At 48.5% G+C, this 14928-nt stretch carries 14 protein-coding genes and 4 tRNA genes; 7 read left to right on the forward strand and 11 right to left on the reverse strand.

The genetic code is table 11. The features are described from left to right. Positions 1-10: 10 nt before the first annotated feature. Positions 11-760, reverse strand: coding sequence for an electron transfer flavoprotein subunit beta/FixA family protein (locus KFF03_RS09075; protein WP_255856582.1), 750 nt, complete (start codon positions 758-760; stop codon positions 11-13). 357 nt (positions 761-1117) lie between these two features. On the opposite strand from KFF03_RS09075, the gene KFF03_RS09080 reads away from it, so the two are divergent. Both KFF03_RS09080 and KFF03_RS09085 read left to right on the forward strand, forming a co-directional pair. Further along, on the forward strand, positions 1118-2758 hold the full coding sequence (locus tag KFF03_RS09080) for an electron transfer flavoprotein-ubiquinone oxidoreductase (RefSeq protein WP_255856583.1): 1641 nt from the start codon (positions 1118-1120) through the stop codon (positions 2756-2758). Positions 2759-2941: 183 nt separating this feature from the next. Next, complete coding sequence (locus KFF03_RS09085; protein WP_255856584.1) at positions 2942-3655, forward strand: glutathione S-transferase N-terminal domain-containing protein; 714 nt, start codon at positions 2942-2944, stop codon at positions 3653-3655. 151 nt (positions 3656-3806) lie between these two features. On the opposite strand, the gene KFF03_RS09090 is transcribed toward KFF03_RS09085, so the two are convergent. The 3 genes from KFF03_RS09090 to KFF03_RS09100 all read right to left on the reverse strand — a co-directional run bounded on the left by KFF03_RS09090 (position 3807) and on the right by KFF03_RS09100 (position 5489). Further along, the gene (locus KFF03_RS09090) at positions 3807-4322 is read right to left on the reverse strand and encodes a DUF1285 domain-containing protein (RefSeq protein WP_255856585.1); all 516 of its coding nucleotides are present in this window, start codon (positions 4320-4322) and stop codon (positions 3807-3809) included. 1 nt (position 4323) lies between these two features. Further along, a complete protein-coding gene (locus KFF03_RS09095) occupies positions 4324-5211 on the reverse strand; it encodes a radical SAM protein (protein ID WP_370647399.1) in 888 nt (295 codons plus the stop codon). Between the two features lie 200 nt (positions 5212-5411). Continuing rightward, positions 5412-5489 (reverse strand) — tRNA-Leu (locus KFF03_RS09100). A 141-nt stretch (positions 5490-5630) separates the two neighbouring features. Here KFF03_RS09100 and KFF03_RS09105 point away from each other — a divergent pair. From KFF03_RS09105 to KFF03_RS09125, 5 genes are all read left to right on the forward strand, one after another. After that, positions 5631-6824 carry an integrase family protein gene (locus tag KFF03_RS09105; RefSeq protein WP_255856586.1) on the forward strand — a complete coding sequence of 398 codons (1194 nt, stop codon included), beginning with the start codon at positions 5631-5633 and terminating at the stop codon, positions 6822-6824. Then, positions 6817-7875, forward strand: coding sequence for a hypothetical protein (locus KFF03_RS09110; RefSeq protein WP_255856587.1), 1059 nt, complete (start codon positions 6817-6819; stop codon positions 7873-7875). The genes KFF03_RS09105 and KFF03_RS09110 overlap by 8 nt, the downstream gene beginning before the upstream one ends. Before the next feature lie 117 nt (positions 7876-7992). Next, on the forward strand, positions 7993-8211 hold the full coding sequence (locus KFF03_RS09115; RefSeq protein WP_255856588.1) for an AlpA family transcriptional regulator: 219 nt from the start codon (positions 7993-7995) through the stop codon (positions 8209-8211). A gap of 77 nt (positions 8212-8288) precedes the next feature. Then, the gene (locus KFF03_RS09120) at positions 8289-10115 is read left to right on the forward strand and encodes a replication endonuclease (RefSeq protein ID WP_255856589.1); all 1827 of its coding nucleotides are present in this window, start codon (positions 8289-8291) and stop codon (positions 10113-10115) included. Positions 10116-10136: 21 nt separating this feature from the next. Continuing rightward, the gene (locus KFF03_RS09125) at positions 10137-10709 is read left to right on the forward strand and encodes a helix-turn-helix transcriptional regulator (RefSeq protein WP_255856590.1); all 573 of its coding nucleotides are present in this window, start codon (positions 10137-10139) and stop codon (positions 10707-10709) included. A gap of 80 nt (positions 10710-10789) precedes the next feature. On the opposite strand, the gene KFF03_RS09130 is transcribed toward KFF03_RS09125, so the two are convergent. From KFF03_RS09130 to uvrY, 7 genes are all read right to left on the reverse strand, one after another. Next, positions 10790-10951, reverse strand: a complete 162-nt coding sequence (locus KFF03_RS09130; protein WP_255856591.1) for a hypothetical protein — start codon at positions 10949-10951, stop codon at positions 10790-10792. A 470-nt stretch (positions 10952-11421) separates the two neighbouring features. Continuing rightward, positions 11422-11507, reverse strand: a tRNA-Leu gene (locus KFF03_RS09135). A gap of 77 nt (positions 11508-11584) precedes the next feature. Next, positions 11585-11658, reverse strand: a tRNA-Cys gene (locus KFF03_RS09140). Positions 11659-11686: 28 nt separating this feature from the next. Further along, a tRNA-Gly gene (locus KFF03_RS09145) sits at positions 11687-11762 on the reverse strand. Positions 11763-11861: 99 nt separating this feature from the next. Then, positions 11862-12410 carry a CDP-diacylglycerol--glycerol-3-phosphate 3-phosphatidyltransferase gene (gene pgsA, locus KFF03_RS09150; RefSeq protein ID WP_255856592.1) on the reverse strand — a complete coding sequence of 183 codons (549 nt, stop codon included), beginning with the start codon at positions 12408-12410 and terminating at the stop codon, positions 11862-11864. Between the two features lie 7 nt (positions 12411-12417). Continuing rightward, entirely contained in the window at positions 12418-14253 is a 1836-nt protein-coding gene (gene uvrC / locus KFF03_RS09155) for an excinuclease ABC subunit UvrC (RefSeq protein ID WP_255856593.1), read from the reverse strand. After that, on the reverse strand, positions 14253-14912 hold the full coding sequence (uvrY, locus tag KFF03_RS09160) for a UvrY/SirA/GacA family response regulator transcription factor (protein ID WP_255860885.1): 660 nt from the start codon (positions 14910-14912) through the stop codon (positions 14253-14255). The genes uvrC and uvrY overlap by 1 nt, the downstream gene beginning before the upstream one ends. Positions 14913-14928 lie beyond the last annotated feature (16 nt).

Consider the following 14928-nt stretch of genomic DNA (forward strand, 5'->3'; position numbering starts at 1 on the left):
CATAGTCTCCTTAAAGCACTTTCGCGTCGTTTTTCAGTTTGTCGACCAGCTCGGCAACATCCGCTACCTTGATGCCAGCAGAGCGCTCAGCAGGTGGAGCTACTTTAACCAGAGACTGAGTAGAAGCAACTTCAACACCCAGGTCAGCCGGAGAAGTCATATCCAGAGGCTTACGCTTAGCTTTCATGATGTTTGGCAGAGAAGCATAACGAGGTTCGTTCAGACGCAGGTCGGTGGTAACGATTGCTGGCAGGTTCAGAGCAACAGTACGCAGGCCGCCATCGATTTCACGAGTAACGTTTACTTTGTCGCCATCAACAGCAACTTCAGAAGCGAAGGTGCCTTGAGGCATGCCAGTCAGTGCGCCCAGCATCTGACCAGTCTGGTTGTTATCGCTATCGATGGTTTGCTTACCCATCAGAACGATTTGAGGCTGTTCTTTTTCAACTACCGCTTTCAGCAGCTTAGCAACAGACAGAGATTCCAGTTTCTCTTCGGTTTCAATCAGAATACCGCGATCAGCACCCAGAGCCAGAGCAGTACGGATTTGCTCCTGAGCCACTTTAGGACCGATAGAAACAACCACAACTTCAGAAGCAACACCCTTTTCTTTCAGGCGAACAGCTTCTTCCACTGCGATTTCACAGAATGGGTTCATAGCCATTTTAACGTTGGTCAGATCAACGTCTGAGTTATCTGGCTTTACGCGTACTTTTACGTTGTAATCGATTACGCGTTTAACAGCGACAAGAACCTTCATAGATTCCTCGTAATTATCTTGGTGGATGAATAAAGAGGCCGATGCCACACCAATAAGATGAAACCGGAATAGCCCCTTTCCAGCGCGCCACATTATTGGGATGTTTGACGTAAGCGTCAATAGCATGTCCAATATCCGCCCTTTTTAAAGGGTCCGGCAGCACTTTTTGCGTGATTTCCCCATGAAATCAGTTGCTTGGTAAAAACACCGACGTATAATGCCGGAATTCAAACGCCCGTTTAAGTCTACTCGATTTAAACACCAATGGGCCAATATAAAAGTGTTAACACTGAACACATAAACAGGCACCGTGAGCCTTTCTGTTCAGCGTTTGGGTTTGAGTCTGAGGAGAACACCATGCAACGTGAAGTTATGGAATACGACGTAGTCATCGTCGGCGGTGGCCCCGCAGGCCTGTCTACCGCAATCCGCATCAAGCAGCTTGCAGAAGAAGCCGGTGAAGAAATCGCCGTATGTCTGGTAGAGAAAGGTTCCGAGGTTGGCGCTCATATCTTATCAGGTGCGGTTATTGAAGATCGCGCACTGGCCGAATTATTCCCTAATTGGAAAGAGCTGGGTGCTCCTCTGAACACCCCGGTTAAAGGTGACGAAGTTTACTTCCTGACCAGTGAAGAGAAAGCTACCAAGGCACCACACTGGGCTATTCCTAAGCCAATGCATAACGATGGCAACTACATCGTTTCCCTGGGCAACTTTGCGCGCTGGCTGGGTGAGCAAGCTGAGAACCTGGGCGTAGAAATCTACCCTGGCTTCCCAGCAGCTGAATACATCGTCGAAAATGGCGCTGTAAAAGGCATCATTACCGGTGACATGGGCATCAGTGAAGAAGGTGAGCAAAAAGACACTTACATGCCGGGCATGGAACTGCGCGCCAAATACACCATCTTCGCCGAAGGCTGTCGCGGCCACCTTGGCAAACAGCTGATCTCTGAGTTCAAGCTGGACGAAGGCAAAGATCCTCAGCACTACGGTATCGGTATTAAAGAGCTGTGGGACATTAACCCAGAGCTGCACGAAGAAGGTCTGGTACTGCACGGCGCTGGCTGGCCACTGAGCGAATCTGGTTCTTCTGGTGGTTTCTTCCTGTACCACGCCGAAAATAACCAGGTGGTTGTTGGTCTGATTACCGACCTGTCTTACGACAACCCACACCTGAGCCCGTTCGACGAATTCCAGCGCATGAAGCATCACCCGGTGATCAAGAAATATCTGGAAGGCGGCAAGCGTGTATCTTACGGCGCTCGTGCAATCACCAAAGGTGGCCTGAACTGTCTGCCTAAGATGACCTTCCCGGGCGGCCTGGTTGTAGGTTGTGACGCTGGCACCCTGAACTTCTCTAAGATCAAGGGTACTCACACTGCCATGAAGAGCGGCATCATTGCTGCTGAGCAAGTGGTAGCGGCAATGAAAGCCGACCGTGCTAACGATGAAATCGTTGAGTTCACCAAGGCATTTGGAGACAGCTGGGCGTGGCAAGAACTGCACCGCAGCCGTAATTTCGGTCCTGCAATGCATAAATTCGGCACCTTCCTGGGTGGCGCATTTAACTTCATCGATCAGAACATCTTCCCGATTCCAGTTACCCTGCACGACACCACGCCAGACCATGCAACCCTGAAGCCTGCGTCTGAGTGCAAGAAGATCGATTATCCGAAACCAGATGGTGTAATCAGCTTCGCTAAGCTGGACTCAGTATTCATTGGTAACGTAAACCACGCTGAAGATCAGCTGTGCCACCTGCGCTTAAAAGACAACAGCATCCCACTGGGTGTAAACCTGGAAAAATGGGACGAGCCAGCTCAGCGCTACTGCCCTGCTGGTGTATACGAGATTGTTGAAGATGAAAACGGTCAGCGTTTCCAGATCAACTCTCAGAACTGTGTTCACTGTAAAACCTGTGATATCAAAGACCCATCACAGAACATCACCTGGGTAACACCAGAAGGTGGCGGCGGTCCTAACTATCCAAACATGTGATCGCGCTATTGCGGTTTCAAAAGGCGCTTCCGAAATGAAGCGCCTTTTTTGTTTGTGCTACATGCGCGAAACAAACGCCGCCAAACCGAAACAAATTGTTTTATTTCAAGCACTTCTGAATTAATCATCAGACACCACTATACTCATTAAGACCATTAACAAGCGGAGCTAAACGGAACTACAATGAGTGCACAGCAAAACTATTCTTCTCTAAACGAATATCCAATCACACAAAAGTGGCCTGCAACCAACCCCGATGTTATTCAGCTGTATTCCTACCCCACTCCCAATGGCGTAAAAATATCGATCGCATTAGAAGAGCTTGGACTGGAATATGAGCCACACCTGATTGGCTTATCAGGAGATGTGCGCACACCTGAGTTTTTATCACTCAATCCCAACAATAAGATTCCAGCCATCATCGACCCGAACGGCCCAGATGGAAAACCGCTCGCCTTATTTGAGTCCGGCGCCATTCTTCTCTACCTGGCAGAAAAAGCCGGCCAATTGCTGGGCAGCAGCGCCGCTGAGCGTGCTGCAATTATACAGTGGGTGTTTTTTCAGGTTGGCGGCCTTGGGCCAATGACGGGTCAGCTGGGCTTCTTTCACGCCTATGGTGGTAAGGAAATTGAAGATCCACGCCCGCGTGAGCGTTATTACAGCGAAGTGAAACGTTTATTGAACGTGGTTGACCAGCAAGTCGCCAATCAGGAATGGATCACCGGAGAATTCTCAATTGCCGATATTGCCATTGGTCCATGGCTGCGCGCCATTACCCATTCATATAAGGCGGCGGATGAAGTGGAATTTGCCAGCTTTAAAAATGTCGTGGCGTATGTCGAGCGCTTTGTGCAGCGCCCTGCGGTTGAAAAGGGCCTGAATATTCCGGCAACTTAGTCGTAGCGACTCAACTAGCTAGGCTAACTATAAGGGTGGGTTATTTTCTGCCACCGCATCAGAGGCACATCCATGTGCCTTTGATGCTAGCGCAACATCCTGTTGCTGCTCTCGAAGACAACTCATCCTTTAGCCAGCTAATTCAAGATACCTAGCCAATCTTAAATTCAGCCCCAGCTGAGTTGATATAAAACCCATCACCCCTCTCAGTCGCCAGCTCTGCCAGATCGTAAAAAGCATTGCGTGAGAAGCGCGCCATCAGGCCATTTCGCACTTCCATCTCAGGAATGGATTCACCGCCCAGTTGTGACAGCAATAATGGATGCTGCGCATCAATAGTCAGCAGGTCACCGGTATTGGTGATGGCTTCAATATGATGGTCTTTCGACTCGATCATGGTGATGACAAAGGGATGATCTTCCACCCGAATTCGCCATTTTTCGACCGGCGTCAGAATAAAGAACTCCTCACCTTCCTTGCGCAAAATACTGGCAAATAGGCGTGTGAGCTTTTCTCTCTCGATCTTCACCCCCTCATGCCACCACGAGCCGTCTTTACGGATCACCATATCCATATCGCCACTTAGCTCAGGGTGCCATTTTTCAACGGGTGGGAGTTGATTACTGCCTTCCAGGCCGATTTGCTGCTCAAGGCTGGATAGATTCATATTACAAACCTCGCTGCCACTCTTGCCGCAAGGCAATGCGCCCTGCCATTGCTTCATCCAGCTGCGCCAGCATCATGGCCTTATCTTCGCCAAGATTGCCTTTTAGTGGCAGATAGTTAGACGCATGATCGCTACGGAACACGGTATTCTCCAGCTCAAGCGTATCAATCAGTAAGCGCAACTCTTTAAAAAGCTGCATTTGATCCGGCAGCTGGTATTCGCCATTAAAGCCTTCTTTTACCCGCTCATCGCCGATTGGATAGCTTACCACCAGAGTCGAAAGGAAATCCGGCTGCGCTTCATTCATCAGCAACGCAGAATTGCGAGCATGTTGCTCACTGTACTTTACGCCACCCATGCCATTGAGGATCATCACAGAGGATTTAATATCGGCCTGTTTGATTTTAACCAGCGCATCCAGAGTGGATTGATAACTTTCACCCTTTTTGATGAACTCCAGTACCTCATCGTCGCCGCTTTCTGCACCGACATACAGAATACCCAAGCCAAGCTCACGCATTTGCTGCAGCTCTTCGACGGACTTCTTACGAATATTACGAGGTAAACAATACGCGCCAACACGCTTAACCCAGGGCGTGTATTGCTTGATAGCTTCCAAAATGGTGATCAGCTTGCGGGATGACAGCACCATGGCATCGCCATCGGCCAGGAAGATTTTTTCGAAGCGCGGGCCAATCGCGGCGGCCTCTTTCAGCTCCTCGATAATTTCGCCTTCTTTTTTTGCACGGAATTTTTTCTGCGACTGAGTGTACATATCGCAGAAGGTGCAGTTATTCCAGGAGCAACCATTGGTTACCTGAAGGATCAGGGATTTACCTTCGGAAGGTGGGCGAAAAACGGGCTCAATATAATCGAAAAGACTCATCATGGATGCTTTTGTAGTAATTTCCGTAATTTTACCGTCAGGCAATGCATAGCAAAAGCCTTCATATTGCAGCTAAACAGACACAATGGAGATCCGCCAATTCGCAACATAAAACCAGGGGCTAGCTACAGCAAAAGATCGCAATGAGAGCCTAAGAAGGTTGAATTCAGAATTTTAAAATTTGACTAAGGATGTCGTATAAATGGTGCCCGGGGCCGGACTTGAACCGGCACGTACTAAGTACGGGAGATTTTAAGTTTTTTCACCACTTGTTGCATGGCATTACACCACATTATACAAACCCTTTAAAATCAGCAGTTTACCTTGATTAACTCTTTGCAGTTGTTAGCTGATCATTGACGATTTTATATCAAAGGTGTCTACTATTTGTCTACTAAACATCATTCGTAGACGATAAAGGCATGCCAAATCTTACCAAATCATTCATTGATAAGGTTGAACCACCACCATTAAAACCGGATGGAAAACCTACCCAGGTATTCTATCGCGACGATACGCTAAAGGGCTTTGCCCTTAGGGTTTGGAGTGGTGGCACAAAGACATTCATCCTTGAGAAGCGAATTGACGGGCGCGTTAGGCGCATGACCATTGCCAAATACGGCGAATTAACTCCCGCTCAAGCCAGAGCCAAGGCGCAGGAGTTGCTTGGCGAGATTGCCAAGGGGAATGACCCGGCAGAAGAAAAGCGCATCAGAAAGAGCCGAAATATCACTCTGATTGAAGCTTTTGAGGACTACCTAAACACTCGAAAAGACCTCAAATCAGGCACGATAAACAACTACCGCAAGTGCATGAATGGCTGTTTCTCAGACTGGCACCGGAAGCGCATTGCGGATATTAGTAAGTCGATGGTGCAGGAGCGTCACTCCGACATTGGTGGTCGCGCCCCTGCTCGCGCAAACAACGCAATGAGGGTGCTAAGGGCTGTATTCAATCACGTTATCGCCAAGCACAATGGAGACTCAGCAAAGCCTATTGTTGAAACAAACCCGGTAGACGGAATCAGCCAGACCCGTGGCTGGTATCGGGTTGATCGTCGTCAATCATTGCTGGAGCCGCATGAATTGAAGCCGTGGTATGAAGCCACCAACCAGCTCGCCTATGATGTCACACGGGATTATCTACACCTGATCCTATTTACTGGCCTGAGAAAAACAGAGGCAGCCACTCTAAAGTGGGAAAACATCAGTTTTGAGGCAAATACGCTGACCGTGCCTGATACAAAAAATCGAGAACCTCACACCCTGCCACTGACCACCCATTTGCAGTCTCTGCTAAAGCACCGCCACCAACAGAGCGAAAGCGAATGGGTATTTCCAAGCCCCAGAACTGACACTCACCTGAGTGAGCCACGCAGTGCATTCAGATATATAGAGCAGGAAACAGGGAAAAACACCACCCTACACGATCTACGGCGGACATTTATTACCATTGCTGAAAGCTTGGATATCCCCGCTTATGCACTCAAGCGATTAATGAACCACCGCGACCCTAATGATGTAACAGCTGGCTATATCGTTTCCAGCGTGGATCGCCTGAGAGAGCCAATGGAGAAAATTAGTAAATTCATCCTGGAGAAAGTTGAAAATGAGTAACTCGTATAAGGTGAATCTAAATAGCCCCTTTATCAAAGAGTTTTCCCAGTATGATGGCTATATTATTGATTACTGCGAAAACTCACCGAATGTGGAAATTACCAGCCTGTCCAATACTCAGCTGTGGCAAGAGTGTGAGTTTGTTGCGGTCGAGTGCTTAAAAAACAAGTCGATTGAAAGCATAGATAGAGCTTTATGGGCAATCGATTACGAGATCATCAGATCTCAGTTAATGCTCTTTGAGATAAAGCTGGCAACAGACGATGTAATACCAGTTGACCTTGGCATAAGCGAAACACGCATTCATGATCAGTTCTCTAAAAGCCCGGGCTTTTATTCCTCTCTTTATGGTGGCCTACCACTGTTAAACATGGATTTGTCGAATTTCGAGAGCAAAGATGCGCAAAAAGAACTGATTAAAAGCTTAGTTGTTGAGCTGAATGGGCTTACACCCTCGTCCATTAGCACAAATCTTCATGTGCAACCAAATCAACTTTACCCGGGTGCACTAAAACTACCCTTTCTCAATATGATGAGAGCATCAGGTAAAACCCCGACGGAAGTACTCGGGCTTGATAACTTCTCATGGCCAGAGTGTTATGCAGTCCAACTTATAGCTCTGGTGTACATTGCCAAATACTTAAGTCATGAATCTATTACCGGAAAAATTGTTCTTCGGCCGGATCAATCAACTGCTGCAGATTTAATTGGTGAGTTGTTAGCTAGAGCGTTTGAGATTAGGACTCTATTGACCATGTCAGAGCTGGCAAAAGAGCCAGAGGGGCTTGCTAATCATGTTGCGATGGCCGCCAATTCAGTAAAAGAACGCCTGTCTAAAACCAAGGCAGCACAAATGAAAAATGCTCCTGGCAATAAAATAAAAGAGGGGTTTATTGAGTGGTATTCCACTCAACTAAAGCAATCAATTCCCTTTAGAAAAGGTGATGCTGCTCAGCATTACATCGACAAGATTATGTCGGATCGAGACAGAAGTTTCATTTCCAACCCCCGAACTCTGGTTGCTGCTTGGAATAAGCACATTAACCAGTGAATGTCGCGTGCATTGCAGGCTGCCGTGTTATGCAGTCTGCAGTGTAGAAGCATTCCAACAATTAAGCCCACCAAAGATACTCCTGTCATCAATTGCAAAGAATGAATGAGGCAAACGATGACTAGACAACTCTTAACAACCAAGCAGGCTGCTGAATTTTTAGGCGTAAGCTCTGCATTCCTGAATCGTGACCGCTGCGAGGCTGCGCGAATCCCATTTGTTCAGCTTGGCGCTCGCGCCATCAGATATCGTCCGGAAGACTTAGAAGCATTTGTTGCATCAAGCGCCCGGCGCTCAACCTCTGAATACCAGCAAGGCACTGCCTCTGCAGCATAAATAGAAAAGCCCATGACTGTTGGCGCAGTGCATGGGCTTGGTATTTCTCTTAGCAGAGTAAGGTTAATTCAGTGGATATGCTTGTTCAAGCTGGTTTTAAAACCAGTGTTTCGCCATGTTTAAACGCATTAAACACCAGTAATAACGGTTCGTTTAATCGTGATCAACGTAAATTTGTACAGGGCATTGCTGAGCGACATACGCCAGAGAATGCCCTTGTGCTGCTGGCTGGTTACGACTGGCGGGCGGCTGATTGCGTTGTATCGGCGAATAAGTGGCTGCGCAAGGCGTCGGCACGGTATCAGGCACGTTCCAGTGCCAAAAAAGCATTAAAGCGCGCCTGTAACAATCATGGGCGGCTGTCTGGTTATCTGACCAATTTCCACAAGAAGAATCTGAAGAACAAAGGCGCTGAGTTCGCGTTAAAAGAGATTGAGCGGATCAATACCCGGCTTCGGCTGTGTCGTGGTGTATCAGCGGCATTGGATGAAAACGAAGTAAAAGACATGGCGAAAGCCAAGGCGTTTCGCTGTGAAACGCTGGTGCGGTTGTCTGGCAAAAAACACGCCGGTGATCTGTCGGAAATGTTCGCCGATGTTAAGGCGTTTTGTGCTGAGTTCGGCATTGAACTAAAGCCAAAGGCCGATACAGCGGCGGCGGTAATGGGCTGCATTGCTCGTGCTCAGTGTGACAAGTGGTGGCGTCGTCAGTTGCGAAAAGTGGCGGGCCGTAAGACTGAGGCGGCAATCCGTGAAGTCGGCGGCGTCCGGTTTGGTGTGTCGCCTTATATCAGTGAGTACAGTTATAAAAAATGGCAGCAGCGCCAGATTAGTAACGCAGAAATGATGGGCGATTATGAGGCCGTATCCGGTGAGGGTCTGGACTGCGTAAAAGTGCCTCTAGCTGACGCTATTGCGGCATCCGTGTCTAACCCGATTAACCGTCGTAATGAATTGATGACCCGCATGCGTGGTTATGAAGAAGTCGCCACCGCAATGGGCTTTGTAGGTCAGTTCTACACACTGACAGCCCCGTCTAAGTATCACGCTCAAATCAAAGCAGGCCGCGCTAATTCCAAATTTAATGGCTCAACACCAGTAGACACCATGGCTTACCTGAATGGTGTTTGGTCACGCATCCGGGCGCACTGGGCGCGTGAAAATATCCGGGTGTTCGGATTCCGTGTAGCGGAACCCCATCACGATGGAACACCCCACTTTCACTTAATGATTTTCCTGCCTGAAGACGTGGCGGCTCGTGCTGCTGAAGTCTTCGGCAAGCATGCACTTAAAGAGGACGGTAATGAAAATGGCGCTCAGAAGAATCGGTGGGACGTTAAGCAAATCGACCCGGCGCTGGGATCAGCAGCCGGATACATGTCCAAATACGTCGCCAAAAACATCGACGGATTCTCAGTCGATTACGACCACGAAGGCGGTACGGACGGAAACAGTGGTTCTCTTAGGGTTCGGGCTTGGGCTTCTTTATGGGGGATTCGCCAGTTCCAGCAGATTGGGACGGCCTCTGTCTCTGTTTGGCGCGAGCTGCGACGCAAAGGGTTCGATGAATTGGGGCTTGATTCAGAAGAGCTTAGAGAAGTGCATTCAGCAGCAGACCGGGGCGAGTGGGCAAGATTCGTAGAGGCTTTGGGCGGTGCGCTGGCTAAGCGTGAAGACCTGTTATTACGCCCTGAGTATCTGGAAGGTGATGCAGAAAACACCTATGCAGAAAAGATTAAGAAACTGATTGGCCTGCTGGTGAACCTTGATGGAATGGCAGTAGCCAGACGAGTTTTGGTAACCCGTGATCGTATTTGGACGATTCAACGACGGGACGCCGAAAACAAGGCGGCGCAGCCGCCACCTAGGACTTGTGACAATAACTGTACGCAATCCTTTAATTAAACTTTGAATGAGTAAGAAACTATGGAAAACACAATTTTAACCCCTGAACTGTCAGCGCAGGCGCGTGCTGAATTAAGCCTGTCTCAGGCGAAGGTATCTAACGACGTTGGTTTAAGTCGTGGATACTTGTCTCAGTATGAAAGCCGCAAGCGTGTACTGAATGATAATCAGGTTAAATCCTTGCAGGAATATTATCAGGGTTATGGCTGGGTACCTGCCGAATCGAAATCGGAGCCGACAGATGCCGAGTCTGCACTGGTAATTGACGGGGTCGTGGTTGCGGATCATGCGGAAGTTGATGTTGAGCAACTGTTTGAAGATTACTACGCCACGCAGTCAGAGATTGATGAGCTTCGCTCTCAAGAAATTGCTCGCGGCTGGTTATTTGGCGGCATTGATCAAATGGAAGCGGAAGTACAATGCAAGCCATTATTGCTGCTTTACCGCCGCCTTGATGAGATCAAAGATATGATTCAAGGGCGCGTCCTAATGGATGATGAGCCGTTGGCCCTCAAGGATAGTGATATTAAGACTGTTGGGGATTATGTCGATATGCTTACTGGTCGCTTGGTGAAACCTGAACAGCCTGCATGATTGCCAGGTTAAACATGGGATAACACTGTTTTCCCATGTTTAACCACTGTTTGACCTGAGTTAAACACCGATTGAAGTGCTCAGTGCGTGATGTGTGAATGCTTATCCAGTAGCTCTCTGAGTTTGATAAGAAACTCCTCCTTTTGCCAGTCTTCAAGCTGGCTTATTCTCCAGGCAAACTCATCCTTGCTTAAGGTGTCCTCTGCCATTCCTTTAATCCTGTTTTGCATCTGCTCAGTCATAATGGTCACTCCTAGATTACGCCATGCAGCGGCTTGAATTGTTGGATGATAAATTCTGGCGAGCGACCTCAAGAAGGCGCTTAGCTTCTATGCGCTGAATTGCTATCGGCTGCACATTCCAGGCAGAGAGGTAGCTTCCCAAGTCTATTGTCTGTGACATAACCGGCGCAGAAAGTTGTGACTCGCCCAAGGGGCAAAGGTGTGACTCTCCGGATGTTGGAGAATGTGACGTGCCGGTGCAGCTAGAGTGTGACTTCTCGATCAGTAAAGTCTGTGACTTATGGGTGCAAGCGAGTTTCAGGGGCGGAAAGATATTTTTCTTCATGGCTATTTCCTTTCTGGTTGATAAGAAAAAATGCCAGCCAACTAGTCTACTATGCGTCTACTAATGGAAATCATAGATAGAAGACATTGCAGAAAACAAAAGATGAAATTCTTTGTAAGATATTGATTTAGAAGGGTTTTTAAAATGGTGCCCGGGGCCGGACTTGAACCGGCACGTACTAAGTACGGGAGATTTTAAGTCTCCTGTGTCTACCAATTCCACCACCCGGGCATCGGGGTCGACTGAAAAGTCGATGCAGCGTGAATACTGCCAGGAATCTATCGTTTAATCGATCACTTAATAATAAGTGGAGGCGCGAGCCGGATTCGAACCGGCGTCAGCGGATTTGCAATCCGCGGCATGGCCTCTTTGCTATCGCGCCATTATCGATTTAACTTCCAGAGGAAGTTTGGAGCGGGAAACGAGATTCGAACTCGCGACCCCAACCTTGGCAAGGTTGTGCTCTACCAACTGAGCTATTCCCGCTAAACGATGGAGCGCATTTTAGAGATTGCGCCCATGAAGTCAACTGTTTTTTCTTACTTTTTAAGCACTTAGCCGATTTTTTTGAAGATGACTAATGATTTACGACTTACCCATTAGCTCTGGCCAGGCTGCTTTCAGGTAAATCATCATCGACCAGATTGTTAAAACCGCCGCCACAAATAATGAAATCCAGCCAATCCACTCAACAACGATGTGAAACTGCCCTGCCATCAGAAAAAAAATAGCCGACATCTGCAGAAAGGTTTTCACCTTACCAACATAGCTAACAGCAACACTGGCGCGCTTACCCAGCTCAGCCATCCACTCTCGCAGTGCCGAAATCACAATTTCGCGGCCAATAATGATACAAGCCGGAATCGTGACCCAGATGGTGTCGTATTGCTCAACCAGCAGCACAAAGGCAACCGCAACAATCAGTTTGTCGGCTACCGGGTCAAGGAAAGCTCCGAGCGGTGTACTTTGATTCAGCTTGCGCGCCAGATAACCATCAAACCAATCGGTTACGCCTGCAAGCCAGAAGATAAACGCAGCCCAAAGTTTTCCTTGCTCTGCAGGCCAGTAAAAACATATCACCATCAGCGGGATCATAACGATACGGGCAAGGGTGAGAATGTTTGGCAAATTCATCGAACGGTTACTCCTGATGCTCGCCGTGAAGCTGTGAAAATATTTGGCCGGCAAGCTTTTTACTGATTCCAGGAACCTTCTCCAGTTCCTCTTTTCGCGCACTGCGCATGTTTTTTAAACTGCCAAAATGAAGCAGCAGCTCACGGCGTCGTTTCGGACCCACGCCCTGTAATTTCTCAAGGCCAGATTCTCCACGGCTTTTGGCCCGCTCTTTCCGGTGTCCAGTAATGGCAAAACGGTGAGCCTCATCCCTCACCATTTGCAATAAACGAAATCCTTCGTCATGAGCGTCGGGCATTATAGGGCGTGTTGCGTTGGCTTCCCATAAGAATTCCCAACCGGATTTGCGGGTTTCACCTTTAGAAATACCAAAAGCCTGAACCTTGCCCGACAAATTCAAGGCATTCAGAACGTCATCAATTCGATTAATCTGCCCTTTACCACCATCAATCAACAGCAGATCCGGGAGGTCCTGCTGTTCTATCAGGCGAGTTAAATGGCGGGTAACCGCCTGATCTAATGCGGCGTAATCATCGCCAGCGGCAACGCCTTTAATGGAAAAGCGGCGGTAGCGGGATTTGGTTAAGCCTTCCTCTTCGCCGTACACAACGCATGACGCATAGGTTGCCTCACCTTTGGAGTGTGAGATATCAAAACACTCAATCCGTTTCGGCACGGATGGCAAAGTAAGCAAATCGGCCACTCGCTCCAGCTTATTTAAGGCGGCCTGGCGACCTGAAATTTTAGTTTGAGCACCCGTTCTGGCATTTTCCTGAGCCATATGCAGCCATTGGCGATTCGAACCACGTACGCCAGCCGAGTGCTGCACTTTCTTCTGGAATTGCAATTGAATGGCATCCAGCAAAGGTTGCAGTTGATCTTTATCAGCCTCAACAATCAGATCCCGTGGCAAGCCATCAATGGCGTGATCCGCCAGGTAAAACTGACTGACAAACTCAACCAGCAGTTCTGCCAATGACTCACCCGCTTTGTTCTCAGGATAAAAGTTCTGACTGGAGGTTAACCGGCCATTGCGAAAGGTCAGGCGATGGATACACAACACACCTTGCCAATCAACAATTGCCCAAGCGTCTGCGTTGCCAGAACCGCCATCAACAAACTGCTTTTCCTGGATGCGGCGCATCATCTCAATTTGATCTCGCAGCTCGGCGGCACGCTCAAACTGCAATTGCTCCGAGGCTTGCTGCATTTCATCCTGCAACAAAACGATCAGCTCACGACTTTTACCTTGCAAAAACATGCGCGCATGGTCGATATCGCGCTGATAATCAGCCTGTGAAATTTTACCAACGCACGGTGCGGAGCAACGCTTAATCTCATACTGCAGGCAAGGACGACTGCGATGCTTAAAATAGGAATCTTCACAGGAGCGCAGCAAAAACAAGCGCTGCAAATGATTCAGCGCTTCGCGAACCGCACCACTATTGGGATAAGGGCCAAAGTAGCGGCCGTCTTTTTTGCGTTTGCCTCGACGATAGGCCAGCAAAGGGTATTCGTGATCAGAAAGGTGCAAAAACGGGTAGGATTTGCCATCCTTCAGCAGGATGTTGTAAGGCGGCTTGTGCTGCTTGATCAGTGTTTGCTCAAGCAACAAGGCTTCCGCTTCGTTAGCCGTTACTGTCACTTCAATGTGATCAATACGTCCCACCAGCGCTACCGTTTTGGTGTTCAACCCGCGAGCGCGAAAGTAACTGGAAACTCGATTCTTAAGGTTTTTGGCTTTGCCGACGTATAACAACTCGTCATCAGCAGAAAACATGCGATACACCCCGGCACGTTGGCTCAGGGTGTTGAGAAAAGCAGGAATATCAAACGCCGCCATCAGGCGGAAACGCCCGGGTCTACCGCAGGGTCAACCAGGCCATGGCGAATGGCAAGCAGGGTAAGCTCCACATCGCTTTCGATGTTCAGCTTGTCGAAGATACGATAACGGTAGCTATTAACCGTTTTGGGGCTTAAAAAAAGCTTTTCACTGATGGCCTGAACCTTCTGACATCCCACAATCATCAGAGATATCTGCATTTCACGCTCGGAAAGCTCATCAAAAGGTGAAGCCTGGTCTTGCTGGAATGGCTTAAGCGCCATGCGCTGAGCAATCTCTGAGCTGATGTATTTCTGCCCTGTTTTCACTTTCAGGATGGCATTGTACATTTCTGCAGCGTCCGCGCCCTTAGTGATATAGCCGCTTGCGCCTGCTTGCAACAGGCGCGATGCAAACGGGTTGTCATCACAGGCAGATACCGCAATAACATGAATCTCAGAGTTCTGACGTAAAATTTTACGGGTGGCTTCAAGCCCCCCAATGCCAGGCATGTGGACATCCATTAAAATGATGTCGGGCGGCGTGTCTTTGGCAAACTGGACTGCATCCTCTCCACTGGCAGCTTCTCCAATTACCTCAATGCCATTTTGATCAGCAAGGATTCGCGATATTCCCGAGCGAACCAATTCATGATCATCAACGACCAAAACCTTAATCAAGAGAGTATTACCTCTA

Origin of the sequence: Bacterioplanoides sp. SCSIO 12839, from assembly GCF_024397975.1 — a bacterium.
GTDB lineage: Bacteria > Pseudomonadota > Gammaproteobacteria > Pseudomonadales > Oceanobacteraceae > Bacterioplanoides.

Bases quoted from the DNA above. Each gene is read 5' to 3' on its own strand.
- KFF03_RS09075 (WP_255856582.1), bottom strand. From the start codon at position 760: ATGAAGGTTCTTGTCGCTGTTAAACGCGTAATCGATTACAACGTAAAA.
- KFF03_RS09080 (WP_255856583.1), top strand. From the start codon at position 1,118: ATGCAACGTGAAGTTATGGAATACGACGTAGTCATCGTCGGCGGTGGC.
- KFF03_RS09085 (WP_255856584.1), top strand. From the start codon at position 2,942: ATGAGTGCACAGCAAAACTATTCTTCTCTAAACGAATATCCAATCACA.
- KFF03_RS09090 (WP_255856585.1), bottom strand. From the start codon at position 4,322: ATGAATCTATCCAGCCTTGAGCAGCAAATCGGCCTGGAAGGCAGTAAT.
- KFF03_RS09095 (WP_370647399.1), bottom strand. From the start codon at position 5,211: ATGATGAGTCTTTTCGATTATATTGAGCCCGTTTTTCGCCCACCTTCC.
- KFF03_RS09105 (WP_255856586.1), top strand. From the start codon at position 5,631: ATGCCAAATCTTACCAAATCATTCATTGATAAGGTTGAACCACCACCA.
- KFF03_RS09110 (WP_255856587.1), top strand. From the start codon at position 6,817: ATGAGTAACTCGTATAAGGTGAATCTAAATAGCCCCTTTATCAAAGAG.
- KFF03_RS09115 (WP_255856588.1), top strand. From the start codon at position 7,993: ATGACTAGACAACTCTTAACAACCAAGCAGGCTGCTGAATTTTTAGGC.
- KFF03_RS09120 (WP_255856589.1), top strand. From the start codon at position 8,289: ATGCTTGTTCAAGCTGGTTTTAAAACCAGTGTTTCGCCATGTTTAAAC.
- KFF03_RS09125 (WP_255856590.1), top strand. From the start codon at position 10,137: ATGGAAAACACAATTTTAACCCCTGAACTGTCAGCGCAGGCGCGTGCT.
- KFF03_RS09130 (WP_255856591.1), bottom strand. From the start codon at position 10,951: ATGACTGAGCAGATGCAAAACAGGATTAAAGGAATGGCAGAGGACACC.
- pgsA (WP_255856592.1), bottom strand. From the start codon at position 12,410: ATGAATTTGCCAAACATTCTCACCCTTGCCCGTATCGTTATGATCCCG.
- uvrC (WP_255856593.1), bottom strand. From the start codon at position 14,253: ATGGCGGCGTTTGATATTCCTGCTTTTCTCAACACCCTGAGCCAACGT.